Below are 24,021 nucleotides of genomic sequence, written 5' to 3'. Positions count from 1 at the left end.
ATAAACGCCACCATGACTGCTCCAGGCACATCTCCCCATCGCTCCGCTCGCCCCGGGTTCTACATCACGACCGCAATCGACTACCCCAACGCAGCGCCGCACGTCGGCCACGCCTACGAGTCGATCTCGGCCGACGCCGTCGCCCGATTCAAGCGACTCGACGGCTTCGACGTCTTCTTCATGACCGGCACGGACGAACACGGTCAGAAGGTGCAGCAGAACGCCGCAGCCGAGGGCATACCGGTCGCCGAGTACGCATCCCGGAACTCCGACGTCAACGAAGCACTCGACCGCGCGCTGAACGTGTCGATCGATCGGTTCATCCGGACCACGGACGACGACCACGTGCGCGCGAGCGTCGAACTGTGGAACCGCATGGAGGCCAACGGCGATATCTACCTCGACAAGTACGCGGGCTGGTACTCCGTGCGGGACGAGGCGTTCTACACCGAGGCCGAGACGACGCTGCAAGACGACGGCACCCGCATCTCCACGGATACGAAGACGCCGGTCGAGTGGACCGAGGAATCGAATTTCACGTTCCGTCTCTCGGCGTACCAGGACAAGTTGCTCGCGCTGTTCGCCGAGCATCCCGAATACCTCGAACCGGCAACACGCAGGAACGAAATCGTCAGCTTCATCAAGAGCGGCTTGCGTGACCTGTCGATCTCGCGAACCACCTTCGACTGGGGCGTGCCGGTCCCCGGCCACCCCGACCACGTGATGTACGTCTGGGTCGACGCGTTGACGAACTACCTCACGGGCGCAGGTTTTCCCGACACGGAATCCGAGGCCTTCCAACGGTATTGGCCCGCGGACCTGCACATCATCGGCAAGGACATCACTCGGTTCCACTGCGTGTACTGGCCCGCGTTCCTGATGTCGGCGGGCATCGAGTTGCCCAAACGCGTCTTCGCTCACGGCTTCGTCAACTACAAGGGCGAGAAGATGTCGAAGTCGGTAGGAAATGTCGTCGACCCGCACGAACTCGTCGATCTCTATGGCTTGGACCAGGTTCGGTTCTTCCTGCTGCGCGAGATCTCCTACGGGCAGGACGGCGCCTACAGCCACGAAGCGATCGTCGGGCGGATCAACGCCGACCTCGCCAACGAGTTGGGCAACCTGGCGCAACGTTCGCTGACGATGGTCGCGAAGAACTGCGACGCGGTGGTCCCGACGCCCGGCGAATTCACCGCCGAAGACAAGGCGATGCTCGATCTGGCAGCAGGGCTGCTCGACCGAGTCCGCGCCGAATTCGATTCGCTGGCAATCCATCTCGCTGTGGAGGCACTGTGGTCGGTCCTGGGCGAGACCAACCGGTACTTCTCCGCGCAGCAGCCGTGGGTACTACGGAAGACCGATCCGGCCCGGATGGCGACGGTGCTCTACGTGACGATGGAGGTCCTGCGCGTGGTTGCGATTCTCGTTCAGCCGATCATGCCCGATTCGGCCGCCAAGATTCTCGATCTGCTCGGCGTCGAGGCGGACAACAGACAGTTCACCGACCTCGGAACCGCACTCACCGCGGGCACTCCGTTGCCGCCACCGGCACCTGTTTTCCCGCGCTTCGTGGAGGCCGAATAGTTCGATCCAAAGTTTGTCGGTGGTGCCATGCACACTCTCAGGCATGACGACTAGAACTCATGTTCGACTTACTCCTCTCCACTCCGTCACACGGCCGGCAGACGGGTCCGCCGTGCTGACCGCGCTGACGGGCGTGTACGAACGCGGCTGGCAACCAGCCGACGTCCTGCACGTCACTCGCCGCTCACTCGGCGCTGGGGAGGTCAAGCTGGCCATCTGGGCGATCCTGTACGACGCCCGGATTACCCGTGCTGCGGAACGCGCGCCGCAGCGCTGGCTCGAACATCTACACGCGATTGCTGAACTCGGCGCCCAACCGTCGCCGTCTGGGGCAACTGCCTTGCAGCGCACCGCAGTCACCGCGTTGTGGCGACGGCTGCCTCGATTAGCGTCCGAATGCCCGCCGCCTTCGCAGTGGCCCGCGCATCGGGTCACGCCGAACATCGACGCGCACGCTGCGCCTGCCGCCGCAGTCGACGCGAAGGTACTGAGCCGTATCCGCGGTCTGCTGGCAAAGGCCGAGGGCACCGAGTTCGCCGAAGAGGCCGAGACTTTCACGGCAAAGGCGCAAGAGTTGATGACCAAGTACGCGGTCACCGCGGCGCTCGTCGAGTCGCGCGATTGCACGACGTCGACTGTTGTACAAAGTCGCCGGATCCACCTCGACAACCCTTACATCAAAGAGAAGGCATTGCTGCTCTCGGAGATCGCGGGCGCCAACCGCGTGCGGTCCGTGTGGTTCAGCACGCTCGGCATGGCGAGCTTGGTGGGCACACCCATCGACCTCGAACAGACCGAGATGCTGTTCACCTCGCTGCTGGTGCAGGCAACCCGGGCGATGCAGGACGAAGCCCGGCGCGGCGGCGGGCCGGACGCCGCCTCGTCGAAGTCCTACCGCCGGGCATTTCTCTACGGGTTCGCGATCCGGATCGGCCAGCGCCTGCGTATGACGCAGACGAGCGCAACAGCGCAGGCTGCGCTCGAGTCCGCAGTGTCTGTCGAAGACCTGCTGCCGGTGCTCGCACAGCAGTCCGCGGCGGTGGATCGGGCGTTCGAGCAGCTGTTTCCGACTACGACGGCCACCCGAACCTCGCCGGTCGATGCCGCAGGTTGGTATGCCGGTCAGGCTGCTGCCGAGCGCGCATCGCTGCGCAACGGCACGCGAAGCAAGGCTTCTCCACACCCCGCGGCGATCTGCGGCTGAGCTCTGCAAGTTGCGAAGCGCGCGAATCCCCGGAGGATCGAACGGGTGATCACACCGTCGGGTGCGTACCTGCGGCACGACCGCAGGTATTCCCTATTGGTCGCGCCGTGCAGCGAGCACCGCCTCGTAGAGCTCGCGCTTCGATGTGCCCGCGCCGGCGATCTGGGCACATGCGTCGCGGAGCCCGATTCCTTGCGCCACAAGCGCTTCGACCTCCTCGACGAGGTCCGCGGGGTCCGAAACGATCGGTCCGGCACCCTCGAGCACGACCGTGATTTCACCTCGGACGCCGTCGGCGGCCCACGCTGCCAGCTCCCCCAACGTTCCCCGAACCACTTCTTCGTAGGTCTTGGTCAGTTCACGACACACCGCAGCGCGACGGTCCGCGCCGAGGACCGCTACGGCATCGGCAAGGCAGTCGGCAAGCCGATGCGGTGCCTCGAAGAACACACACGCCCTCGGTTGGTCGGCGAGCGTCTGCAGCCACGCCTTGCGCTGCCCAGACTTGCGCGGCGCAAAGCCGTCGAAACAGAACCGCTCGACCGGCAGTCCGGAGATCGCCAGCGCAGTCGTCACAGCCGACGGTCCGGGCAGGCAAGTGACCTTCAAGTCCGCAGCGGCGCACGCAGCGACGAGCCGATAGCCCGGATCGCTCACCGACGGCATGCCCGCGTCGGTGACCAACAGGACTGTCGCACCACCCTGAATGTCTTCGATCAGGGCCGGAATGCGTGCAGCTTCGACGTGGTCGTAGAAGCTCACAACCCTGCCGGTCACGGTGACGCCGAGTGACTTCGCCAAGGCACGCATTCGCCGGGTGTCCTCGGCCGCAACGATGTCCGCGGTACCCAAGGCATCCCGCAATCGTTGCGACGCATCCCCCACGTCACCCATCGGTGTCCCGGCAAGCACGAGGCGCCCGATTGCTCGTATCGCCAACTCCGACTCACCGGGTGTCATGCCGCACAGCATACGATCGGCCCGTGCCCCTGTTGTCGGACGAGCGCCCAGCCGAGCGTTCATGATCCAGTCCGTCAGCCCCGCACCGTTGGGGCCAGTCGATGATTTCGGTCCGACAGATCGGCTTCGCGGCTGGCTGGTGACCGGTTTCCTCACCTTGATCGCAGCAGTGACTCGATTCACCCTGCTGTATACCCCCACCGAGGGCGGGACCCCGGTATTCGACGAGAAGCACTATGCGCCCCAAGGGTGGCAGGTGCTGACCGGCGGCTGGATCGAAGACAACCCGGCGTACGGACTTGTCGTCCACCCGCCGGTGGGCAAGCAGCTGATCGCGCTCGGTGAAGCGATGTTCGGCTACAACGGGTGGGGCTGGCGATTCTCGGCCGCAGTGGCCGGGACGCTCATCGTCCTGCTCGTCGTTCGCATCGTCCGCCGGTTCAGCCGCTCCACGATGATCGGCGCGATCGCAGGCATCCTGATGATCTGCGAGAGCGTCACATTCGTCTCGTCGCGGCTCGGGATGCTCGATATTTTCCTCGCGCTTTTCGCTACCGCGGCGCTGGGTTGCCTGGTCGTCGACCGCGATCAAGTTCGGCAACGGCTGGCTACGGTCCGCGCCGAGGGCCGAATGGACGACACCGCCTTCGGGCCACGGTTCGGTGTTCGGTGGTGGCGGTTCGGCGCGGGTGTTCTCCTCGGACTCGCTTGTGGCACAAAGTGGTCGGGGATCTACTTCGTCGCATTCTTCGGCGTCGCAGCGATCGCGTTCGACATCGCGAGCCGCCGCGCCTACGGGGTCCGCCGGCCATGGCTCGGCACCGGAATTCGCGATCTCGGTCCGGCGCTGTACGCACTCGTCGTCGTGCCGGTCTGTGTCTATCTTTCGACCTACTGGGCGTGGTTCGCTAGCGAAACCGGGGTCGATCGGCATGCGGTCGGCGTTCAGGTGGGCACCGGCGGCACCTTCTCGTTCGTGCCCGACGCGTTGCGATCGCTCTGGTATTACAGCGGAAACGTACTGAAATTCCACGAAGAGCTGACCAACTCGGCAGGCAATCGCCACCCCTGGGAATCGAAGCCATGGACCTGGCCGATGGGGCTACGGCCGATGCTTTATTACTACGGCGACGGCGAGCAGATCAAAGGCTGCGGTGAGCCGCCGTGCGTGCGAGCGATCATGCTTGTCGGTACGCCGGCCATGTGGTGGATCAGCCTGCCGGTGCTGGCTTGGGGCCTGTGGCGACTGATCGTCGGCCGCGACTGGCGCTACGGCTTCGCTCTCGTCGGCTACGCGGCCGCGCTTTTGCCATGGTTCACGACCCTTGACCGGCAGATGTACTACTTCTACGCCGTCGCGCTCGCGCCGTTCATGGTGATGACCATCGCGCTCACCCTCGGCGACGTACTCGGCAAGGCAGCCAATCCGGACGAACGCCGCGGGACTGGTCTGCTTGCCGTCTGCCTTTACCTCGGCGTCGTCGTCGCCAACTTCGCGTGGCTCTGGCCTATTCTGACCGCGATGCCGATCAGCCTGTCCACCTGGAACAACGAGCTATGGCTACCTAGCTGGCGGTAGCACTACTGACCGTCGTGGTCCTTCAACGCCGCGACCACGAAATCCGTTGCGTCACGATCCTTCAGCCCGAGACGGCGAATTTCGGCGACGTACGCTGTCGCCGCCCGGCCAGCGAGGTCACGTGTCGGATCCCCGCTCGAGGCAACGAACGAGCCTTGCCGCCCGCGCGTCTCGATGACACCGTCCTGCTCCAACTCGCGATACGTGCGCGCAACGGTGTTCGGCGCCAGACCGAGTTGGGCCGCGAGTTTGCGCACGGTGGGAATCTTCGTGCCAGCCACCAGGTGACCGCGCCGGACCTGCTCGATGACCGCTCGCCGCAACTGCTCGAACGGCGGCGTAGCAGGTGAATCGTGGTCGATGTGTATCCGGCCGAGCTCGACGGCCATCGCAGTCCTCCTCAATCTCACTGCCGCGGCAGCACCGGGCACAATGTCACCCATGGCGAAAACCGCGACGATCTATCACAATCCGCGCTGCAACACGTCTCGCACGGTACTGGGCATGATTCGGGACGCTGGAATCGAGCCGACCGTAATCAAATATCTGGACACTCCCCCGAGCCGTGACGGACTGCGGAAGCTGCTCGACGACGCCGGTCTGCGCCCCAGCCAAGCCATCCGCCGACGCGAGCCGATCTTCGCCGAACTCGGCCTCGCCAACGCCGACGACGACGCCCTGATCGACGCGATGGTCGCCAACCCGATCCTCATCGAACGCCCGATCGTCGTGACAGACAAGGGCACTCGCCTCGCCCGCCCCGCAGCGACGGTCAGCGAGATCCTGTAACACTTGGATTGTTTGTGCTCACAAACGATCGCGGATTATCGGGCACGACATACACCGCGGACCGCCGCGGCCGGAGCCGAGTTCGGAGCCCGAGATCCGCAGGACCTCGATACCCGAGGCTTCCAGGCGCGCGTTCGTTTCGACGTTGCGTTCGTAGGCGACGACCACACCGGGTTCCAGTGCGAGCGTGTTGTTTCCGTCGTCCCATTGCTCACGTTCGGCGGTGATGTTGTCGAGGCCGGTGTCGATGACTCGCAACTTGCCGATCCCCATCGCCGCGGCGGCGGCTTCGAGGAACGGGGCCGGACCGTGGATCGTCACGCCGGTGTCCTCACGCCGAATCGTGAAGGCCGACAAGGTGTCCTGCACAGCGGGATACATCACGACCGCGTCGCGATCGACCATCGTGCAGACCGTGTCGAGGTGCATCGTCGCCCTGGTCTGGGCGATCGGCACCACCAGCACAGCGTGGGCGAGCTCGTCGTCGAACAGGCTGCGGGCCAACGCTTCCGCCCCCGCGGGTGTGGTCCGCTCCCCGACGCCGACGGCGACGACACCGGGTGCGAGCAGCAGGACGTCACCGCCCTCGACCGGAGCGGTATGCGACTCGTACGCCCGTCGCACGCCGAGAAAGCGAGGATGGAACGCATAGATCAGGTCGGTCAACGACGTTTCGCGAACCCGGGCGGGCAGTGCGAGCGACGTGATCGCCACGCGATCGCCGATCCAGAACGAGGAATCGCGGGTGAACAGCAAGTTCGGCAGCGGATCGATGACGAAATCGGCGCCGTGGTGCATGCGCCTGACCAGCGACATCTCGCTCGGACCGATCGGCAGTTCGTCGAATGTCATTCCAGCGGTGAGGATCGTCGCCAATTCCTGCGGCGGGACCCGTCGCAGGAATGCCGAAAGCTCGTTCGCCAGCGCATGCCCGAGCCGTCGCGAATTCACCGCCGCAGCAATGCCCTGGTAGCGCGCGGCGCCACTGACGTCGAGGGTCTCGGTCAGCATGTCTGCCAGCAGCAGGACCTCGACGCCCCTGCTGCGCAGAACCTCCGCAAACGCGTCGTGTTCGGTCTGGGCTCGCTCGACCCACGGCAATCCGTCGAAGAGCAGTTGGTCGTTGTTTCGCGGCGTCAGCCGCTTGAGCTCATCGCCAGGGCGATGCAGCAGGACGGCACGCAACTTCCCGACTTCGGAGTTTGCGCCGAGCTTCACGGCGGGATCTGCACCCATCCAACTACGGTAAGCCCAATCGCAACCTCGAGTATTGTTTAGTTCATGGCTCGTGATGCGCAAATGCCCGACTGGAAGGCGAAGGAGCTCACTCCGGGCCAGCTTTCCGAACGCAGCGGAGTGGCTGTCTCGGCATTGCATTTCTACGAGCGTGAAGGCCTGATCACCAGTAGGCGGACCAGCGGCAATCAGCGCCGCTACCACCGGGAAACGCTGAGGCGCGTCGCGTTCATCAGAATCTCGCAGCGAGTCGGCATACCGCTCAGCGAGATTCGCGAGGCGCTGGAAAACCTGCCCGACGGCCGCACACCGACCCGGCGTGACTGGGCGAAGCTCTCGACCGACTGGCGCGCGAATCTCGACGAGCGGATCGATCAGCTGACGCGGCTGCGCGACAGTCTCGACGGCTGCATCGGGTGCGGCTGCTTGTCCCTCGGCAGCTGTGCGCTCGTCAACGCGCACGACCGCCTGGGCGAATTGGGGCCTGGCGCAAGGGTTCTCGACGTTTCGTTGAACAAGCCCCGCAGGCGCTAGACAGGCGGTAAGAACTTACTGAACCGGTCGTTCGCCAGTTGCATCGCAAATTCGTAGGGCGGGGCAAACTTTCGCGCCCACCAGTAGCCGAAACGAATATCGAACGACGTGTAGACCATGAAACGATTTCGCTTGATGCCGTTGATGATTGCGTTCGCGGCCTGTTCCGGCGAGATCGCGCGCTTCTCGAAGATGTGGATGTATTTCGCGACAGTGGGATCGTTGCGGTCGATGCCGACGATGTCGACCGAGTTCACCAAAGGCGTACGGACCGCGCCGGGTACCACGAGGTGGACGCCGATGTTGTGGCGCTTCAAATCGAACCGCAGTACTTCCGAAAGTCCGCGTAAGCCGAATTTGCTTGCGCTGTAAGCAGCGTGCCACGGCAGGGCCAACAGACCGGCCGCAGACGACACGTTGACCAGATGCCCGCCACGTCCGGCACGGACCATCTCGGGCACGAAGTTCTCGATAATGTGAATGGGCCCCATGAGATTCACGTCGATGATCGACTTCCAGTGCCGATGCTCGAGGTTCTCGACCGTGCCCCAGGTGGAGATTCCCGCGACGTTCATGACGATGTCCATGCTGCCGAATTGATCGTGGATCTCGGCCGCGAACGCGGTGACGGCGTCGTAGTCGGTGATGTCGAGCGCCTTCGTGAAACTGACGGTCCCGCCTCGCGCATTCACCAGCTCAACGGTCTCTTTGAGACCGTCCTCGTTGACGTCGGTGAGGAACAGTTCGGCGCCCTCGGCCGCGGCCGCGAGCACGGTCGCCCGACCGATCCCACTTGCGGCGCCGGTGACCAGCGTCTTCTTCTCGTTCAAGGTGCTGACCACTCGTTGTCTCAATCCCTACCCGTCCGCGCCGACATTGGTCATCCGTAGGGTACCTGCGCTCAGCCGATCCGTTCCAGCGCGAGCGCGGCCAACATGCCGTCGACCGACGCTGGCCAGCCGAATTGCTCGGCACGGTGACGAGCGGCACGTCGCCGACCGTCGAGCGGCATGGTCAGTACGTCGTGCACTGCGTTGGCGAACGAGGTCGGGTTGTCGTCTGCAACAGCACCACATTCGGCGGTGAGGATGTCTGCCAACGCCGACGACCGAGAGGCGACGACGGGCGTGCCCGCGGCGAGCGCTTCGAGAGCGGCGAGTCCGAAAGTCTCGTGCGGACCAGGGGCAAGCGAGACGTCCGCGGTCGCGAGGAGCGTCGCCAATGTGGCCCGATCGTTGATGAACCCGGTGAACGTGATCGGCAGGCCCCGGGCACGTCGCTCGAGGGATTCGCGCCGCGGTCCGTCGCCGGCGATGACGAGCCGGACGTCGAGCCCTTGGCGCCCCAACGCGGCAACGGCCTCGACGCTGCGATCCACCCGCTTCTCCACCGAGAGCCTGCCGCAATGCACGAGCAAGGGACGCGACGACTCGGCCAAGCTGGACCGCAACCGTGCGTCGTGGCGACCCGGCCGAAACAGATCGAGGTCGACGCCGAGCGGCACTTGGGCGACGTTCGTCGCTCCGATGCGGTCGAACTCCTCGCGGGCGAACTCGGTCGTGCAGACGACCGTGTCGTAGTTGGCCGCGGTACGCCTGTTGGCAACGTCGGCGAACCGCTGCGCGGACGTGCTCGGGAGTACCTGGCCAAAGAACCGGTCGAGACGCTCGTGGGAGATCATCACGCTCGCGACTCCCCTCGCCCGCGCCCAACGGCCGAGACCGCGCAACGTCAGCCGATCGGACACCTCGACCGCGTCGGGCCGCAGACCGCTCAGGACGTCTTCGATTCGCCGAGGATTTGCTGCTCGGTAGCCACCGGTACCTGGGATGGCCATCGCGGGAACGGTAATCCGCAGAACGCCGTTGGAAAGCACCTCTTCGGTGCGGCGCGGTCCGGGCACGACGAGCACGACCTCGTGCCCGTGGCCTACGTAACCGGCGCCCAGATGGTGCAGCGCGGTCCGTAGCCCGCCGGAACGAGGGCCGTAGAAGTTCGCGACCTGAATGATCCGCACCGCCAGATCGTCCCTGCGCCGACACCCCGAGAGCAGAACGGAACGTGAACGGCACCGGAAATGGGAGTGTTCAGTTGCCGTCGCTCCGCGCGGGGGCGCCCACTCCGAGCGACACCACAGCGGCGATGGCGCACATTCCGGCCGCGCCGAACCACGCAATCGTGTACTGACCGGTCGCGTCCCGAACGAACCCGGCGGCTACCGACGCGAAGGCCGCGCCGATCTGATGCGCCGCGAACACCCAACCGAAGACGATGGTCCCGGTGTCGCCGAACGCCTCCCGGCACAGCGCCGCGGTCGGCGGCACCGTGGCGACCCAGTCGAGCCCGTACACGACGACGAATACCACGATGCTCGGGTGCACGGCGTCCGAGAGCAGTAGCGGCAGCAGCATCAGCCCCACGCCCCGAAAGCCGTAGTAAATTGCAAGGAGCACACGGGGATTCACCCGATCGGTGAGGTAGCCCGACGCGATCGTCCCCGCGATGTCGAAGATTCCGACTACAGCCAGCAGGCCCGCAGCAGTAGTTTCGGCCATGCCATGATCGTGTGCGGACGGGATGAAATGGGTCCCGATCAAGCCGTTCGTCGTCGCTCCGCAGATCGCGAATCCGATGGTCAGCGCCCAGAACGTCCTGGTCTTCGCTGCGTCGAAGAGTGCGGTCATCGCTCGCGATGCCGCTCCCCGTCCCGCCGGTGGCCGCACCATCGGCTCGGCGGTGAGATCGCCGTACGCACGGACCCCGCGATCGATCGGATAGTCGCGGAGAAACAGAATCACCAGCGGAACGACCAGCAGAGCCGCCGCTGAGATGATCAGCGCGGACGTCCGCCACCCGGACCGCTCGGCCACCCATGCCAACATCGGCAGAAAAATCAGCTGTCCGGTGGCGCTGCCCGCAGTGAGGACGCCCATCACCAACCCGCGACGTTTGACGAACCATCTGTTCGCGACCGTCGCGGCGAACGCCAACGCCATCGATCCGGTGCCGAGGCCCACCAGCACACCCCAGAACAACACCAACTGCCAGCTTGCGGTCATGAAGACGGTCAGCCCACTGCCAGCCGAAATCAGCACCAACGCACAAGTGATCACCTGGCGAATGCCGAAGCGGTCCATCAGCGCAGCCGCAAACGGCGCAGTCAGGCCGAAGAGCACCAGGTTCACGCCGACCGCACTCGACAACAGACCGCGCGACCAGCCGTACTCGTCCTCCAGCGGGACCATGAGAACGCCTGGCGCAGCGCGGAATCCCGCCGCACCGATCAGCGCGATGAACGCGGTGGCTGCGACGAGCCAGGCAGGGTGGAGCCGGCGCCGAACGGCTGGCGCGACAACGGGGGTTGCAGTCACGTATCAGGAAACGTTTCGTCGGTCCAAAAAATTCAGCGGCAACGAACCGACCTTGAGCAGCTTCGCAATTTCGACGGGCGGCAGCGGTCGTGAGAGAAGGAAACCCTGGGCGCGGTAGCAGCCGAGATCGACGAGCGTCCGTGCCGCGATCTCGGTTTCCACGCCCTCGGCTACCAGGTCGAGGTCGAACGACTTTGCCAGACCGACGATCGACTTCACGATCGCGAGGTCGTCGGTATCGTGGCCGAGCCGGTGCACGAAGCCTTGGTCGACCTTGAGCGCCCCGACGGTGAGCGCCTTGAGATGTGACAGCGAGCTGTAGCCGGTCCCGAAGTCGTCGATCGCGACCTGAACGCCGATCCTTCTGAGCCCTTCGAGGGTGATGCGAGTCCGCGACAAGTCCTGAACGACGACGTGTTCGGTGATCTCGAGGCAGATCGAGCTACCGGCCAAGCCGAACTCCATCAGCACCTTTGCCACCGTCGACACGAAATCGAGGCTGACCAGCTGCACGGGCGAGACGTTGATCCGCATGACCAGGTCCAGCGCCATCCCCTGCGCCCGCCACTGCGCGAACTGCTGGCACGCCTCCCGAATCACCCAACGACCGAGTTCGCCCGCGACATTCGTTGCTTCGGCGACCTCGATGAACGTGCCAGGAAGCAGCAACCCGCGCGTGGGATGCTGCCAACGGACCAGCGCCTCGACGGCGAGAATCTTGCCGGTACGGAGGTCGACCTCGGGCTGGTAATGCAGCAACAGGGCGTTGTTCTCCACCGCGTGCCGCAGATGCAATTCGACATCGTCGCGCAGCGCGTACATCGTGCGCAGCTCATCGGTGAAGACAGCAATTCCGTTGCCGCCTGCCGTTTTCGCGGCCAGCACCGCATGGTCGGCTTGGCGCAGCACATCGGTGACCGAAGTCTGCCCGGGTGTCCCGACTGCCACACCGATCGACACACTTCGGCTGACCTTCTCGCCGCCGAGTACGACTCGTTCGCCGACGAGTTGCCGAACGCGTTCGGCTTCCTTTTCCGCTTCCGCGGCAGTCATCGGCTTCGCGGGAACGATGACGAACTCGTCACCACCCAGCCGCGCGATCATGTCGTGCGGATCGGTCTGATCGCGTAAGCGCTTGGCCAGTGCATGAATGAACTGATCGCCCGCGGTGTGACCGAGAAAGTCGTTGAGAGCCTTCAGCCGATCGAGGTCGATGAACAAGGTCGCAACCGGACCGGGTTGGCCGGCCTGCAGCCGCTGTTCCATGTATTCGAGTAGTGCTCGACGATTCGACAAGCCGGTGAGGTCGTCGTGCTGCGCGGTGTACAGCAAGCGCTCTTCAGCCTCGATACGGGCCTTCAGCTGCGCGAACAGCGCGGCGATCGCCCGCATCGCGTCGACCTCGGCGTTCGAGAACGCGCGGTCGCCAGACTTGCTCAGGTTGAGGAAGCCCGTCGGCCGGTCGCCCGAAACCAGCGGAGCTGCAAGAAACGAGACGCCCCCGGCCTCGCCGCCCGGGCGCTCGACGCGCGGTTCCACACCCTGCTCGGCCCATTCGACAACCGGGCCGGCGCTTTCGAAGTAGATGATGTCCGATGGATCGGGATGCGACGTGGCGGACCGTGGCGGCGATTCGGCGATCAAAACCGACGCCCGAAGGTGGTGATCGGTGTGCCGAAGGCTCACATGATCGACGCCGAAGAAGTGGCGTAAGTCGTCCAGCACACCCTCAGTCGTCGACACCATGTCCGACGCGACGACACCCATCAACGTCGTGGCCACGTCGGTGACCAATAGATCCAATCGCTCACGCTGGGTGGGTCCGTCGTCGTCGCCTACGTCTGTGCTGACTGTCATGTTTGTGCGCCCTCCAGGATCGGCGGCAGAACAGTGGGATCGAATCCCCCCTGGAAGTGCGTCCAGCTTCGGTCCGCGCGCGCCAGCCCCGGGACGTCAGCGGGAGATCTCATCGCCACCGACACGCCGACGGTGCCCGTATTCGGATTCAGATATTTATCCGGGCTCCAGCCTTGAGCTGCGCTCATTGTGTTCCATTCGTCCAGTTCTACTGGCAAATTGTGCGCTAGAAGCGAAATAACAGCAACTGCCACACCTTTTGGTCGGCGATGAAGCCCTGATTATGCATAAGGTTCAACGCTTCTGCAACGCCGACTGTGCGGTCTTTTATACCGTCAATCGAGCGCTCGGGGCACAGTGCCGCAACCGCCTTACGACCACGAAATGCGTTGCAGCGCAGCACTTTTGAATCTCGTTCTGCGAAAACCGCCGGAACCTGACAGCGCGTGGCACCTGCGACAATTGCTCGAAGCAACGAATTCGGCGCATTGCACAGGTGGCAGAAACCCGGAAAACTTCATGAACCCCACGGGCCGCGTTTGTTGCCGGGAGATTCCCTTGTCGACCGCAGATCACCGGCGCCGTGATGTGCCGCGCTCGATCGGTGCGAACAAATGGCGACCAGGTAAGCGGCTGGACCGAGACGGTGGCTGCGCTCCGCCATGGCGACCCCCGCGCCGCCGCGCCCCCGAGCTCCAACGAACGGCTCACGAGCCTGGACGCTCATCGCCACGCCGGCGACGACGAAGCGGCCGGTCGATACTGAGCAGCACCAGCTATCCGGTTAGCGCACAAACCATCGTTAGTGGGTTTGAAGCTGCAATCGGCACTGAACACGAATGCAATTGGGGCAGCCGGTATGTTTAATGCCACATTCGCTGGACATGTCGCATGTTCAATGCGTCATGACAGACGCCGAGATTCATCTGGGCGCATAGCAGATCCCAGGATTGGACTGGAAATCGGGCACGGCCCAACGAATCCCGCGCGAGGTGAATCAAATGATGGCGAGCGGATCGTCAGTGACCCCGTGTAGACGCTTCCGCACGTGCCTCGAATGTGGCGCCGATCCAATCACCGATTGACGGTGACGCTGCACCACGATCCCCGGAGGCTGGTTCAGCAGCGTGAGCGAAGAACTGCCCCGAAGCCACTGCCGAAAACTTCGAGCAGACCTTGAAACAAAAAGCGCTCAGCAAAAGATTTAATCTTTTTGTATCCATCGCGCAGCACCGTACCCCCAGGTAGCAGGGCTAGTGCCGCGAGCGGTCACGCGCAAGCGCCCACAACAATACGCTTGGCCATCTCGTTGCGAACTCGTGCCGGTATTCCGGGAGCAAACCTTGTGAGGTATGCGGTCGTCCACTCTTCACTGCCAGTCATGAATGGATAGTCGCCCGCCGTCATATGCCGAATTGCGATCATTGCATACGGCGCATCGAGCGGGCGGAAATCAGGATTCCACAATCCTTGTTCAGTGCATCCCGGATAGAATTGGCCAACCATAAGACCGTACTTGATAAACAGGTTCTTGAATTCTGCCTGAATCTGATCGATCAATTCGTATTCGTCGAGATCGGGGAACACGAGAATGACCGTCTTCAGCATTTCATCCGAATCGTCGAGCGGCTCCGACGTTTGGAAATCACGGATAACTTCGGTCAGCGCGCTGGAGACATCGTCGTGTTCGAGTTCGGCGCCTCGCATAAATGCGACCTGAAAGAGATCCTTCTTGATCGACGGCCCCGTGAAGGGGCAAACAGGCCCCTTCCTGCCGAGTTCGGGGTGCGAACGACTCAGATGGTCGTGTGCCCAGCGCCGCAGCACGCCCGTCTCGGCCTCCAGACCGGGGCTCGGCGTCGACGTGAAGAGGCTCGCGACGGTGATCGAGCTGTCGGCTGGAGCGACAAGGGTGGTCGTCGAGTACATGGCCAATGATTCCCTTCAGGCGGGACGGATTATTGATCGAATAGTTGTGCGAGGTTTCATATCGCTTCCCCATCGATAATCCGTCGTTTTGTTCGTTCGCGGGTCCGCGAACCTTCGGTTCCAAACAGTTGCGATTGCGTCTGCAATCCCGCGCGACAACTTGATCGCGCGATACTGACGACCGATTATCCGCCCAAAGTGCGCAACAGAACCAGTACAGAATCAGCCATGTTTAGGCCACCGCGATCTAGTTGTGATAGCCAGATCTTTGCTCACGAATTGGCCGCTTGCCCAACAGCTACGGCGCGCTACAGGCACGAACACTGAGGTCAAACGATCGTGCGAAGACAGCGGTTCTTCCTGCAATCAGGCCGCGGGATCTCGATTTGTTCGGAAATACGTGGGAGTTCGCCAGGAAATTCGGCGGCTGCAGTTCCCTGCGCCGAAAGATTGTTTATGCTCACCCACGCACCTGCGGCACGATTGCAGCGAATAAACATCTACGAACACCACCAACATTGGCGATTGACAGGAATTAGGTCGCTATTAGTCCGCTAAAACAGACTCAGAAACTGTTTTGCTCAGCAAACCCAAACCGTGAGTCGCCACACACGCTTCAGCGCCCGTGCGTCCCGTCACAGCGTGCGGTTGCGCTGCGGGGTACAGAAACATGCGATTGGGGCGTTGTGGGCCCTGTGGCGGTCACAGCAGCCAATACGGTGGCGCTGACGGCCCGTGTCGGGTAGCGCGTCGCCTTGATTAACGGCTAACCCCAGATCCGGCCAACGGGTGGCGAAAAGCAATGGTGTGGTGGAGCTGAGGGGAATCGAACCCCTGACCTCTTCGATGCGAACGAAGCGCGCTACCAACTGCGCTACAGCCCCGAGCGGCCCTTCGACCGCGCTCGGCAATGCTAGCAGGCACCCTGCCGGAGATTCGAATCGCGCCTACCCCACCGTGATAGACCCCGAAAACCAGTAATGGCACACCCGCTCGGTTCTCCCGAGTGGATGTGCCATCGACACCTGTGTGAGCTACTCGCCGGCCGCCCTGCGCATCCGTGCAGCCGCCGTAGGTGTACGAGTACGCCCGACCGCCGCACCGTCGTAGTGGTCCAGATGCTCGAACACCGGGTCCTCGTCGTCGACCTCGACGACGACCGCTCCTGGACGGCGGAGGCGCGCGGGAACGAGACGCAACTCATCGTCCGATTGCGATTCCACGCCCAACCGAGCGCGGCTCAGCCGTGCCATGCGACGACGCCGGATCTCCTCTTCCATCCGGACCTGCCGTCGCAGATAGGTCAGGTACATCGCGAGGATTGCCACCGACACACCGCAGACCCAGCCCACCGTTGACGACACGATGACGGCGAGTGCTCCGGTCATGATCGCGATCAGCAGGAGGCCGAGCACGGTCCGCTGTCGGAACGCGTAGCGGGCTGCACGGGCGATGGCGTCTGCTTCCGGATCGAAGCCACCTCGGCCGCGCCTACTGGGCACGAAATCGCGCTTACGCCCGGCTCGCTCGTCGTCGTCTCGTTCTTCTGCCGTCAGTTCGTCTTCGTCAGCGTGAGTGTCCATCGGGTCCTCCGCGTCGCTGCCATGTCGAATAGTTCGCTCGGGCTTCGCCGGGCGCCAATCTGGGTCACTGTCGTGCCCCGACGCGGGACCGCGTCCCTTCCGCTTCGACCCACCGCGATGAAGCACGCGGGTGGCGAGCGCCACGTCCGTGGTCTGGCGAATCCGCGGGTGCCGGTCGGCCAGAATCGGGAACAAGACGAAGAGCCACATCACCACCAGACCGATCCACAAGATCGAATTCGGCATCGAAGTGAGCACCTCCAATCGTTGCACCGGCTCGGGTCACACCCGTAGACGATCAAAGGCTAGTGCGAGCAGGCACGCGCATCCGGCAGACGCGCCGAGATAACAACAGTCACTTCAGTAACACGGAACCGTGCGCGTGTTTCACCCCACTTGGGGTGAAACACGCGCACGGTTGTGTCAGGCCCAGCTGGCCTTGCCGGACCGAATCAAACGGTCGGCGACAGTGCCTGCGACTTCCTCGATCGTGATGGCGACGAGCAGGTGATCACGCCACGATCCGTCGACGTCCAAGTAGCGCTCCAACACGCCCTCCTGCCGAAAACCGACGTTCCGCAGGACCGCCTGACTCGCTAGGTTCTCCGGCCGGACCGTCGCCTCGACTCGATGCAAGCCGACGGGACCGAAACAGTGGTCGAGACCGAGCGCAAGCGCAGCGGTGGCGACGCCCTGACCGCCGACGTCTTTGGCCACCCAGTAGCCGATCCACCCGGATCGCAACGCTCCGCGAATGATGTTGCCGACCGTCAGCTGCCCGCTGAACTTGCCGTCGACCTCGATCACCATCGGAATCATGTGGCCCTTGCGCGCCTCGGATCGCAAGCTCGACCACAGACCGGGCCAGTTCGACGCCTGGTGGCGCATTTCCCACACGCCCGCACCCGTCGGTTCCCACGGTTGCAGATGCTCGCGGTCGCGAGTGCGGATCCGGCTCCACGCCGACGCGTCGCGTAAACGGATGGGCCGCAACGTAACTTGGCCCGCAGCCACTCGCAGCGGCCCTAGCTGTGCAGGCCAACCGGGATGGCTCGACCACCTCACCGCATTCGATCCCAAGGTCTGCTCACCCACGCTGCGCGAGGAAGGCAACGTCCACTTCGTCGCCGGTGCGGACCTCGGTGACGGCCGGGTCGATCAGCACGAGGCAGTTTGCCTCGGCGAGCGTAGCGAGCAGATGCGAGGACGCGCCTGGCGCTCCGCCAAGCGCTTGCACCAGGTATTCACCGGTCGACTCGTCGCGCATGAGCTGAGCGCGCAGAAATCCCTTGCGATTCTTGATCGACGTGATGGGCGCGATCGTGCGCGCGGTGACGATACGACGCATCGGTTGCCTCCGACCGAGCGCGATCCGGATCAGTGGGCGCACCATCACTTCGAACACGACCAGAGCGCTGACCGGGTTTGCGGGCAAGAGAAAGGTCGGGACTTCGTCCGGACCGAGCCGGCCGAACCCCTGGACCGACCCCGGGTGCATCGCGACTCGCTCGACTTCGAGGTCGCCGAGTTCTGCGAGCGCATCGCGAACCTGATCGGACGCCTCACCCCCGACGGCACCCGCGATGACCACGAGTTCGGACCGAATCAGCTGCCCTTCGACCACGTCGCGAAGCCGTTTCGGATCGGCCTCGACGATGCCGACCCTGTTGACATCGGCACCGGCGTCACGCGCGGCGGCGGCAAGCGCATAGGAATTGACGTCGTAGACCTGGCCGGGGCCCGGCGTTCGATCGATGTCGACCAGTTCGCCGCCGACCGAGATGACCGACAGCCGTGGCCGCGGGTGGACGAGGACTTTGTCGCGCCCGACCGCTGCGAGGAGACCGACCTGGGCCGAGCCGATGATCGTTCCGGACCGGACCGCGACGTCACCTGGCTGGACGTCGTCGCCGATTCGCCGGACGTAATCGCCCGACCGCACTGCTTGATAGATCTTGATCTTCGCTCGACCACCGTCGGTCCAATCCAACGGCAAGACCGCATCGGCCAGCGTCGGCAGCGGAGCCCCGGTGTCGACACGAACTGCCTGCCGGGGCTGCAACCGCGTCGGCTGCCGCGAGCCGGCACCCACTTCGCCGACAACCGGGAGCATCAGCTCGGACGGCTCGCCTTCATTGCCGCGAAAGTCGGGTCCTGCGGCTGCAACGTCGACACTGCGGACCGCATAACCATCGATCGCGGCCTGATCGAAACCGGGGAGCGGGCGCTCGGTGATCACCTCTTCGGCGCACAGCAAACCCTGCGCCTCCGAGATCGCAACCCGGACCGGACGCGGTGCGACGGCAGCCGCAGTCACCCGGGTCTGCTGATCCTCAACCGAGCGCATAGCTCCCTTCCATTATTCGTATGTGGTGAGCTGCGGGGCCCAATCGTCACTCAGTCGCGCGGTCAACCATTCCCGCAGCGACGGGCCGTACTCTTCGCGTTCCAAAGCAAAGTCAACAGCAGCGCGAAGGAAGCCTCCGGGATTTCCGAGGTCGTGTCTTGAACCACGGTGAACGACCACGTGAACGGGGTGGCCTTCGGCGATGAGCAAAGCGATGGCATCGGTGATCTGAATTTCGCCACCGGCGCCCGGTTTGGTCCTGCGGAGGGCGTCGAAAATCGCAACGTCGAGTAGGTAGCGACCGGCTGCGGCGAAGGTCGAAGGCGCGTCCTCGATGGACGGCTTTTCCACCATGCCGAGGACCTTCAACACGTTCGGGTTGACGGCGTCGGGGACGGTTTCGACCTCGAACACGCCGTAGGCACTGACCTGATCCTTCGGCACGTCGATTGCGCAGAGGACGCTGCCACCACGTTTGCGACGTACTCGCGACATGACGTCCAACACACCGCGCGGGAGCACGAGATCGTCCGGCAGCAGGACCGCGATGGCGGTTTCGTCGTCGTCGAGCACCTTCTCGACCTGCGCGATCGCGTGACCGAGCCCGAGCGGTTCGTCCTGAACGACCGACTCGACTTCCAGCAGTCCGGGCGCTCTGCGCACCTTCTCCAGGAGCGTGAACTTGCCCTTTGCCTCGAGTTTGCTCTCGAGGACGAGATCCTCGACAAAGTGAGCAACCACACCGTCTTTGCCGGGCGATGTGACGATGACCAGGCGCTCGGCGCCCGAGTCTGCGGCCTCGCCGGCGACGAGCTCGATCCCAGGTGTGTCCACCACTGGGAGCAGTTCCTTGGGGACGGTCTTCGTCGCAGGAAGGAACCTCGTTCCCATGCCCGCTGCTGGAACGACCGCAGTACGGAAACATGGTTCAACGTTCGGCCCAGCACCAGTCATGCCCAACACCCTATCTATTTCGAATACAGGTCGTGCTGGGCAGGAGCTTATGGTGATCGGCATGAACTCGTCCGGCCAACGCGCGTTCGCGACGAAATCAGAGTGGCGGGCCGAAATTCTCGGTTGTCGCGCCGCCGTCGATCCTGCCGTCCGCGCGCGCGAAGCCGATGCATTGGCCGTTGCCGTCGGGAAGCTGGGCACCCTCGGATCGACGGTGTGCGCCTATGTACCGATCGGGCGCGAACCGGGCTCAGTCGCGATGCTCGACGAACTCGTCCGCGCGGGCGCCCGGGTGCTGCTGCCGGTCACCGAAGAACCCGGACCGTTGCGCTGGGCGCGCTACACGGGCACCGGTGATCTGGTGCCTGCCGCATTCGGCCTACGTGAGCCAGCCGGACCGCGCCTCGAGCCGGCCGAAATCGCGACCGCCTCAATCATTCTCGTCCCCGCATTAGCAGTCGACCGAGCGGGAAACCGGCTGGGTCGCGGCGCGGGTTATTACGACCGATCCCTGGTTTTCGCCGCCGCAGGCGCGCGCCTCATCGCTATTGTGCGCGACGACGAGGTTGTGGCCGCATTACCGCATGAACCACACGACACTCGCGTGCAATGGGCACTTACACCAGTCGGTGGACTCGTTGCCCTCGACGGTTGATCGGAATATTTCGTCGATTGGCGACGTTGGCAGTGTCGCCTGTAGAGTGCTAATCCTTGCAGTTTTGCAGACCCTTGCGGAGGAACTGTGCCCACATATTCATACGCATGTACCGAGTGCGACAACCGATTCGACATCGTCCAGTCGTTTTCCGACGACACGTTGACGGTGTGCCCGCAGTGCTCTGGAAAGCTCCGCAAGCTGTTCAACTCGGTCGGCATCGTGTTCAAAGGCAGCGGGTTCTACCGCAACGACAGTCGCGACGCGAAGTCGAGCGCGACGACCGCCGCATCGTCGAACGAGTCGAGCACGGAGAAGTCCAGCAGCACCGACTCGAGCTCGAAGAAATCTGAGAAGCCGTCTTCCGACGCTCCGAAGTCGTCGACCACACAGGCCGTGGCCAGCTAATTCTGTAGTTATCAACAGGCGTTCGGTTATCCACAGGCGGTCGTTGAGAGCAGTTGACCAACGGGTGCGCAAACATAGGCTGCGCAGATGGACCGACGCATCGGCGAGCGCGCTTTGCACCCGTCACTCCTGCAACGAATCTCCGAAATCCGCCGGCCGCATTGGGTGCGCACCGTCGCTGCCCGGCGAGTGCTGGCGGGTGCGCTGCTCCTAGCGGCAGTCGGGTTGTTTCTTCGGGGCGATCCTGACGCCGACCGAGTTTCGGTCGTTGTCGCACGGCACGACCTCCAGCCGGGCCGGGTCATCGTCGCCGATGACGTCGTGACGGTGCGATACGAATCGGGATCACTACCTGGCGGAGTGCTCCGCAACGCGGACGATGTCATCGGACGAACCCTGGCCGGCGCGATGCGGTCCGGCGAAATGCTCACCGACATAGCGGTTCTCGGGCCCAGACTCGCGGAAGCCGCTGTCGGTTCGGCCGACTCGCGAGTGGTACCAATTCGATTGGCAGATCTCGGCGTTGCCGAACTGCTGCGTGAAGGCGACCGCGTCGATGTGCTCACCGCCTCCGACGAGGCCGACTCGCCCGCGCCGCCGAGCGCGGCGATCCTTGCCACCGACGCGGCCGTCGTTCTCGTCGCACCGACTCGGGGTAGCCAATCGAAGTCGGAACGCGTTGTCATGCTTGCACTTCCGACACCCGCGGCCGAAGCCGTCGCTGCGGCTTCGCTGACCAACGCGCTGACCGTCGTGCTCCGTTGATCACGGGGCTACCACGGGAGTCGCGTTAGCGCGCGGGCATACCCCTAATCGACTAGCATTTTTGCGGATATATCAGGCGTGACAACACTCAGCAACTGGATCGGAGTAAATCGGGATGCTCAAGGGATTCAAGGACTTCCTGTTCAAAGGCAATATCATCGATCTGGCGATCGCCTTCGTCATGGGTACAGCGTTCACCGCTGTCGTCAAGTCGTTCACCGACGGCATCATCAACCCGCTGATCGCTCGCATCGGCGGCAGTAGCGGCATCGGACTGGGCTTCCAGCTCGGCGAGAACGACAACAAAGCAACGTTCGTCGACCTTGGCACCGTAATCACCGCAGGCATCAACTTCGTTCTGATCGCTGCGGTCCTGTACTTCGTACTGGTTGTCCCGGTCGACTCCATCAAGAAGCGCAAGATCCAGGAAGGCAACGAGGAGCTCACCGACAACGACGTGCTGATCCAGATTCGCGACCTGCTTTCCGGCGCGAACGAAAAGCCGCACAACTGATCGACACACAAAATTAGGGCCCACCGTCAGCGACGGTGGGCCCTAATTTCTGGCTGTCGACTGCTTACCGCTCCGTTACCAAGGGTGCCGACGGCGCGGGCGGGTCGATGAGCGCGAGCCCGTTGTTCGGGTTCTTGTAGAACGGCGAAGTCCACGGCGCGCCGATCAGGGTGATGTACACATCGTTGATCGAGGAGAAGAGCGGTTCGCCACCGGCGATCGCTGCCCCGGTGGTCGCACCCAACGCGGTGCCTGCGAGACCGACTGGAACGCAGCCGATGACCCAAAGCGGCAGCCCGATAACGCAACCGGCAACGAGTCCGACAAGGCCGCCGAGAATGGCACCGATGCCGACCTGCGGCGCACGGAACTGGTCCATGAACGCTGCCTTCGCCATGTCGTTTTCTTCGTTAGTTGCGACGGGCGTGACCGGAAGCGGATTAGCAACCGCGCTAACCGGCTTCGCTATGGGCGTCAGCTCCAGCTTGGTGTTGTTCTCCGAAATGCGCTGCGCCACAGGGTAAATTGTGTTGGCGTACGGGATCGTCAACGGAATGTTGGTGATCAGATTGCCGGCTTTGTCAGTGACCGACACCGCGCTACCGTCGGCCGTCAGTCCGAAGGTGCCATCGCGCAGGACCGTCACGATCGAATTGCTGGTCATTGTTGCTTCGTACGTGACCGGAACGGCCGGAGCACCGTTTGCTGTGCCCGACGCGATACCGAGGCAGGTGACGGCCAACGCCGTCATGGGAACGAGTGATCGTAGATTCATCAGTCTTGCTCAGCTTTCTGAAAGCACCATCTGCGTTCGACAGAGTGTCTCGATAGCGTACGTGATTTAGGACAGCCTCACTCGGCACGCGCCAAAGTTTGCGCTGAAAGTACTGTGCCCGACCGGGAACCCCGGTCGGGCACAGTGTGTCTACGTGGTCAGCATCGACCGGGTTATCAGTTGCGGAAGATCGGGCCGTATGCGACGACCGTGTCTCCGTTGCTGCTGACGACCTTGACGTACGGACGGATGCTCGTCTGGCCGAGCACACCGGTAACGGTGCCCTGGATGCCGCCGATTGCGATACTGCCGCCGCCGCCCTTGATCGAGCCCGACGCGACGTCGACCGAGACGATGCCCGGACCGAAGCTCGCGCCCACCTCGAAGCCGACGACCGGGATCAGGTCGGTGAGCAGGACATCCACGCCCAGACCATTAGTTTTGCTATCACCATCGAAGAATGCGCCGAGGCCGAAGTCGACCTCCAGGTTCGGGGTCTGAGCCTTGAAGTACACGCGACCGTCGGCGGTCGCCGGGAAACCGACCTGGTAACCGATCGTGATCGTTCCTTCGAAACCGTCGGCCGCGACGAATGCTGCACGGCCGCTGTGGAAGAATTCACGGCTCACGGGGTTGCCATCGAGCGGCGGCACGAAGCTGACGCTCGTGTCTGCAGTCTGCGCTTCGATCCGGGTGCCGCTGCCGTCGACAACGAAGGCCGATCCGTCGATTCCAGCGGATGCAGCACCGCTGTTCGCGAGCACCAAACCGACAGCGGCGACAGTCGATACCGCGATCGCGCGCACGAAGCCGAGCCCACGGCGCTGACGCGACGTACGTGTTTCCGTCATCATCCATCCATTCATTTCAGTTGTCCGCCTGGCGAGGGGCGGTATCAGCCGCGACCGTCGTGGCTGATGAGTGGCCCGAGCCGGACCAAACGAAACCATCGCTGCAAACTCGATGCGAAAACGTTA

25 protein-coding genes and 1 tRNA gene are annotated in these 24,021 nt (G+C 63.6%); 10 read left to right on the top strand and 16 right to left on the bottom strand.

Translation table 11 applies throughout. From position 1 onward, the window contains the following. Positions 1-12 precede the first annotated feature (12 nt). Positions 13-1,584 carry a methionine--tRNA ligase gene (metG, locus tag FGL95_RS16405; protein ID WP_169588691.1) on the top strand — a complete coding sequence of 524 codons (1,572 nt, stop codon included), beginning with the start codon at positions 13-15 and terminating at the stop codon, positions 1,582-1,584. Between the two features lie 43 nt (positions 1,585-1,627). After that, on the top strand, positions 1,628-2,788 hold the full coding sequence (locus FGL95_RS16400) for a DUF2786 domain-containing protein (RefSeq protein WP_169588689.1): 1,161 nt from the start codon (positions 1,628-1,630) through the stop codon (positions 2,786-2,788). Positions 2,789-2,881: 93 nt separating this feature from the next. Here the strand turns inward: FGL95_RS16400 and rsmI are convergent, their stop codons facing one another. Beyond that, positions 2,882-3,748 carry a 16S rRNA (cytidine(1402)-2'-O)-methyltransferase gene (gene rsmI, locus FGL95_RS16395; protein ID WP_169588687.1) on the bottom strand — a complete coding sequence of 289 codons (867 nt, stop codon included), beginning with the start codon at positions 3,746-3,748 and terminating at the stop codon, positions 2,882-2,884. 61 nt (positions 3,749-3,809) lie between these two features. On the opposite strand from rsmI, the gene FGL95_RS16390 reads away from it, so the two are divergent. Beyond that, complete coding sequence (locus tag FGL95_RS16390) at positions 3,810-5,327, top strand: dolichyl-phosphate-mannose--protein mannosyltransferase (RefSeq protein ID WP_240963061.1); 1,518 nt, start codon at positions 3,810-3,812, stop codon at positions 5,325-5,327. A gap of 2 nt (positions 5,328-5,329) precedes the next feature. Here the strand turns inward: FGL95_RS16390 and FGL95_RS16385 are convergent, their stop codons facing one another. Then, positions 5,330-5,716: a GntR family transcriptional regulator gene (locus FGL95_RS16385; protein WP_169588683.1), complete on the bottom strand. Its 387-nt coding sequence runs from the start codon at positions 5,714-5,716 to the stop codon at positions 5,330-5,332. 52 nt (positions 5,717-5,768) lie between these two features. On the opposite strand from FGL95_RS16385, the gene arsC reads away from it, so the two are divergent. Then, on the top strand, positions 5,769-6,116 hold the full coding sequence (gene arsC / locus FGL95_RS16380; RefSeq protein WP_476726938.1) for an arsenate reductase (glutaredoxin): 348 nt from the start codon (positions 5,769-5,771) through the stop codon (positions 6,114-6,116). 18 nt (positions 6,117-6,134) lie between these two features. Here arsC and arcA read toward each other — a convergent pair whose 3' ends face one another. Continuing rightward, the gene (gene arcA, locus FGL95_RS16375; RefSeq protein WP_169588681.1) at positions 6,135-7,352 is read right to left on the bottom strand and encodes an arginine deiminase; all 1,218 of its coding nucleotides are present in this window, start codon (positions 7,350-7,352) and stop codon (positions 6,135-6,137) included. Between the two features lie 45 nt (positions 7,353-7,397). On the opposite strand from arcA, the gene soxR reads away from it, so the two are divergent. Continuing rightward, positions 7,398-7,886, top strand: a complete 489-nt coding sequence (gene soxR / locus FGL95_RS16370; RefSeq protein WP_169588679.1) for a redox-sensitive transcriptional activator SoxR — start codon at positions 7,398-7,400, stop codon at positions 7,884-7,886. Here the strand turns inward: soxR and FGL95_RS16365 are convergent. The 5 genes from FGL95_RS16365 to FGL95_RS16345 form a co-directional block, all read right to left on the bottom strand. Further along, the gene (locus FGL95_RS16365) at positions 7,883-8,728 is read right to left on the bottom strand and encodes an SDR family oxidoreductase (protein ID WP_169588677.1); all 846 of its coding nucleotides are present in this window, start codon (positions 8,726-8,728) and stop codon (positions 7,883-7,885) included. The genes soxR and FGL95_RS16365 overlap by 4 nt on opposite strands. Before the next feature lie 59 nt (positions 8,729-8,787). After that, on the bottom strand, positions 8,788-9,903 hold the full coding sequence (locus FGL95_RS16360) for a glycosyltransferase (protein WP_169588675.1): 1,116 nt from the start codon (positions 9,901-9,903) through the stop codon (positions 8,788-8,790). A 70-nt stretch (positions 9,904-9,973) separates the two neighbouring features. Further along, positions 9,974-11,257 carry an MFS transporter gene (locus FGL95_RS16355; protein WP_169588673.1) on the bottom strand — a complete coding sequence of 428 codons (1,284 nt, stop codon included), beginning with the start codon at positions 11,255-11,257 and terminating at the stop codon, positions 9,974-9,976. 3 nt (positions 11,258-11,260) lie between these two features. Next, positions 11,261-13,114 carry a putative bifunctional diguanylate cyclase/phosphodiesterase gene (locus FGL95_RS16350; RefSeq protein ID WP_169588671.1) on the bottom strand — a complete coding sequence of 618 codons (1,854 nt, stop codon included), beginning with the start codon at positions 13,112-13,114 and terminating at the stop codon, positions 11,261-11,263. Then, positions 13,111-13,302, bottom strand: a complete 192-nt coding sequence (locus FGL95_RS16345; RefSeq protein WP_169588668.1) for a hypothetical protein — start codon at positions 13,300-13,302, stop codon at positions 13,111-13,113. The genes FGL95_RS16350 and FGL95_RS16345 overlap by 4 nt, the downstream gene beginning before the upstream one ends. A 416-nt stretch (positions 13,303-13,718) precedes the next feature. Between FGL95_RS16345 and FGL95_RS16340 the strand changes: the two genes are divergently transcribed. Continuing rightward, complete coding sequence (locus FGL95_RS16340; RefSeq protein ID WP_169588666.1) at positions 13,719-13,880, top strand: hypothetical protein; 162 nt, start codon at positions 13,719-13,721, stop codon at positions 13,878-13,880. Between the two features lie 503 nt (positions 13,881-14,383). On the opposite strand, the gene FGL95_RS16335 is transcribed toward FGL95_RS16340, so the two are convergent. From FGL95_RS16335 to FGL95_RS16310, 6 genes are all read right to left on the bottom strand, one after another. Then, the gene (locus FGL95_RS16335; protein ID WP_169588664.1) at positions 14,384-15,043 is read right to left on the bottom strand and encodes a DUF6875 domain-containing protein; all 660 of its coding nucleotides are present in this window, start codon (positions 15,041-15,043) and stop codon (positions 14,384-14,386) included. Positions 15,044-15,851: 808 nt separating this feature from the next. Further along, positions 15,852-15,927 (bottom strand) — tRNA-Ala (locus tag FGL95_RS16330). A 150-nt stretch (positions 15,928-16,077) separates the two neighbouring features. Next, positions 16,078-16,872 carry a divisome protein SepX/GlpR gene (gene sepX / locus FGL95_RS16325; RefSeq protein WP_169588662.1) on the bottom strand — a complete coding sequence of 265 codons (795 nt, stop codon included), beginning with the start codon at positions 16,870-16,872 and terminating at the stop codon, positions 16,078-16,080. A 177-nt stretch (positions 16,873-17,049) separates the two neighbouring features. After that, the gene (locus tag FGL95_RS16320; RefSeq protein WP_169588660.1) at positions 17,050-17,691 is read right to left on the bottom strand and encodes a GNAT family N-acetyltransferase; all 642 of its coding nucleotides are present in this window, start codon (positions 17,689-17,691) and stop codon (positions 17,050-17,052) included. A gap of 22 nt (positions 17,692-17,713) precedes the next feature. Then, positions 17,714-18,973: a molybdotransferase-like divisome protein Glp gene (gene glp, locus FGL95_RS16315; protein ID WP_169588658.1), complete on the bottom strand. Its 1,260-nt coding sequence runs from the start codon at positions 18,971-18,973 to the stop codon at positions 17,714-17,716. Positions 18,974-18,985: 12 nt separating this feature from the next. Next, positions 18,986-19,927: a UTP--glucose-1-phosphate uridylyltransferase gene (locus tag FGL95_RS16310; protein WP_169588656.1), complete on the bottom strand. Its 942-nt coding sequence runs from the start codon at positions 19,925-19,927 to the stop codon at positions 18,986-18,988. Between the two features lie 61 nt (positions 19,928-19,988). Between FGL95_RS16310 and FGL95_RS16305 the strand changes: the two genes are divergently transcribed. The 4 genes from FGL95_RS16305 (at position 19,989) to mscL (ending at position 22,269) form a co-directional block, all read left to right on the top strand. Continuing rightward, a complete protein-coding gene (locus FGL95_RS16305) occupies positions 19,989-20,582 on the top strand; it encodes a 5-formyltetrahydrofolate cyclo-ligase (RefSeq protein WP_240963060.1) in 594 nt (197 codons plus the stop codon). Positions 20,583-20,669: 87 nt separating this feature from the next. Beyond that, positions 20,670-20,990 (top strand): FmdB family zinc ribbon protein, encoded by a 321-nt coding sequence (locus FGL95_RS16300; RefSeq protein WP_169588652.1) that lies wholly within the window; start codon positions 20,670-20,672, stop codon positions 20,988-20,990. Positions 20,991-21,077: 87 nt separating this feature from the next. Next, entirely contained in the window at positions 21,078-21,755 is a 678-nt protein-coding gene (locus tag FGL95_RS16295; protein WP_169588650.1) for an RcpC/CpaB family pilus assembly protein, read from the top strand. A gap of 115 nt (positions 21,756-21,870) precedes the next feature. Beyond that, the gene (gene mscL / locus FGL95_RS16290; RefSeq protein ID WP_169588648.1) at positions 21,871-22,269 is read left to right on the top strand and encodes a large conductance mechanosensitive channel protein MscL; all 399 of its coding nucleotides are present in this window, start codon (positions 21,871-21,873) and stop codon (positions 22,267-22,269) included. 64 nt (positions 22,270-22,333) lie between these two features. Here the strand turns inward: mscL and FGL95_RS16285 are convergent, their stop codons facing one another. Together FGL95_RS16285 and FGL95_RS16280 are read right to left on the bottom strand one after the other, a co-directional pair. After that, complete coding sequence (locus tag FGL95_RS16285; protein ID WP_169588645.1) at positions 22,334-23,044, bottom strand: DUF8020 domain-containing protein; 711 nt, start codon at positions 23,042-23,044, stop codon at positions 22,334-22,336. 176 nt (positions 23,045-23,220) lie between these two features. Beyond that, on the bottom strand, positions 23,221-23,895 hold the full coding sequence (locus FGL95_RS16280; RefSeq protein ID WP_169588643.1) for an MspA family porin: 675 nt from the start codon (positions 23,893-23,895) through the stop codon (positions 23,221-23,223). Positions 23,896-24,021: the final 126 nt, after the last annotated feature.

The organism is Antrihabitans stalactiti (assembly GCF_012932915.1).
GTDB classification, from domain to species: Bacteria; Actinomycetota; Actinomycetes; order Mycobacteriales; family Mycobacteriaceae; genus Antrihabitans; species Antrihabitans stalactiti.
This window is presented reverse-complemented; position numbering and strand designations above follow the sequence as displayed.

Bases quoted from the DNA above. Each gene is read 5' to 3' on its own strand.
- FGL95_RS16400 (WP_169588689.1), top strand. From the start codon at position 1,628: ATGACGACTAGAACTCATGTTCGACTTACTCCTCTCCACTCCGTCACA.
- FGL95_RS16390 (WP_240963061.1), top strand. From the start codon at position 3,810: ATGATCCAGTCCGTCAGCCCCGCACCGTTGGGGCCAGTCGATGATTTC.
- FGL95_RS16335 (WP_169588664.1), bottom strand. From the start codon at position 15,043: ATGTACTCGACGACCACCCTTGTCGCTCCAGCCGACAGCTCGATCACC.
- FGL95_RS16295 (WP_169588650.1), top strand. From the start codon at position 21,078: ATGGACCGACGCATCGGCGAGCGCGCTTTGCACCCGTCACTCCTGCAA.
- rsmI (WP_169588687.1), bottom strand. From the start codon at position 3,748: ATGACACCCGGTGAGTCGGAGTTGGCGATACGAGCAATCGGGCGCCTC.
- glp (WP_169588658.1), bottom strand. From the start codon at position 18,973: ATGCGCTCGGTTGAGGATCAGCAGACCCGGGTGACTGCGGCTGCCGTC.
- FGL95_RS16385 (WP_169588683.1), bottom strand. From the start codon at position 5,716: ATGGCCGTCGAGCTCGGCCGGATACACATCGACCACGATTCACCTGCT.
- FGL95_RS16310 (WP_169588656.1), bottom strand. From the start codon at position 19,927: ATGACTGGTGCTGGGCCGAACGTTGAACCATGTTTCCGTACTGCGGTC.
- FGL95_RS16305 (WP_240963060.1), top strand. From the start codon at position 19,989: ATGAACTCGTCCGGCCAACGCGCGTTCGCGACGAAATCAGAGTGGCGG.
- soxR (WP_169588679.1), top strand. From the start codon at position 7,398: ATGGCTCGTGATGCGCAAATGCCCGACTGGAAGGCGAAGGAGCTCACT.
- FGL95_RS16285 (WP_169588645.1), bottom strand. From the start codon at position 23,044: ATGAATCTACGATCACTCGTTCCCATGACGGCGTTGGCCGTCACCTGC.
- FGL95_RS16280 (WP_169588643.1), bottom strand. From the start codon at position 23,895: ATGACGGAAACACGTACGTCGCGTCAGCGCCGTGGGCTCGGCTTCGTG.
- arsC (WP_476726938.1), top strand. From the start codon at position 5,769: ATGGCGAAAACCGCGACGATCTATCACAATCCGCGCTGCAACACGTCT.
- FGL95_RS16350 (WP_169588671.1), bottom strand. From the start codon at position 13,114: ATGACAGTCAGCACAGACGTAGGCGACGACGACGGACCCACCCAGCGT.
- FGL95_RS16345 (WP_169588668.1), bottom strand. From the start codon at position 13,302: ATGAGCGCAGCTCAAGGCTGGAGCCCGGATAAATATCTGAATCCGAAT.
- mscL (WP_169588648.1), top strand. From the start codon at position 21,871: ATGCTCAAGGGATTCAAGGACTTCCTGTTCAAAGGCAATATCATCGAT.
- metG (WP_169588691.1), top strand. From the start codon at position 13: ATGACTGCTCCAGGCACATCTCCCCATCGCTCCGCTCGCCCCGGGTTC.
- arcA (WP_169588681.1), bottom strand. From the start codon at position 7,352: ATGGGTGCAGATCCCGCCGTGAAGCTCGGCGCAAACTCCGAAGTCGGG.
- sepX (WP_169588662.1), bottom strand. From the start codon at position 16,872: ATGCCGAATTCGATCTTGTGGATCGGTCTGGTGGTGATGTGGCTCTTC.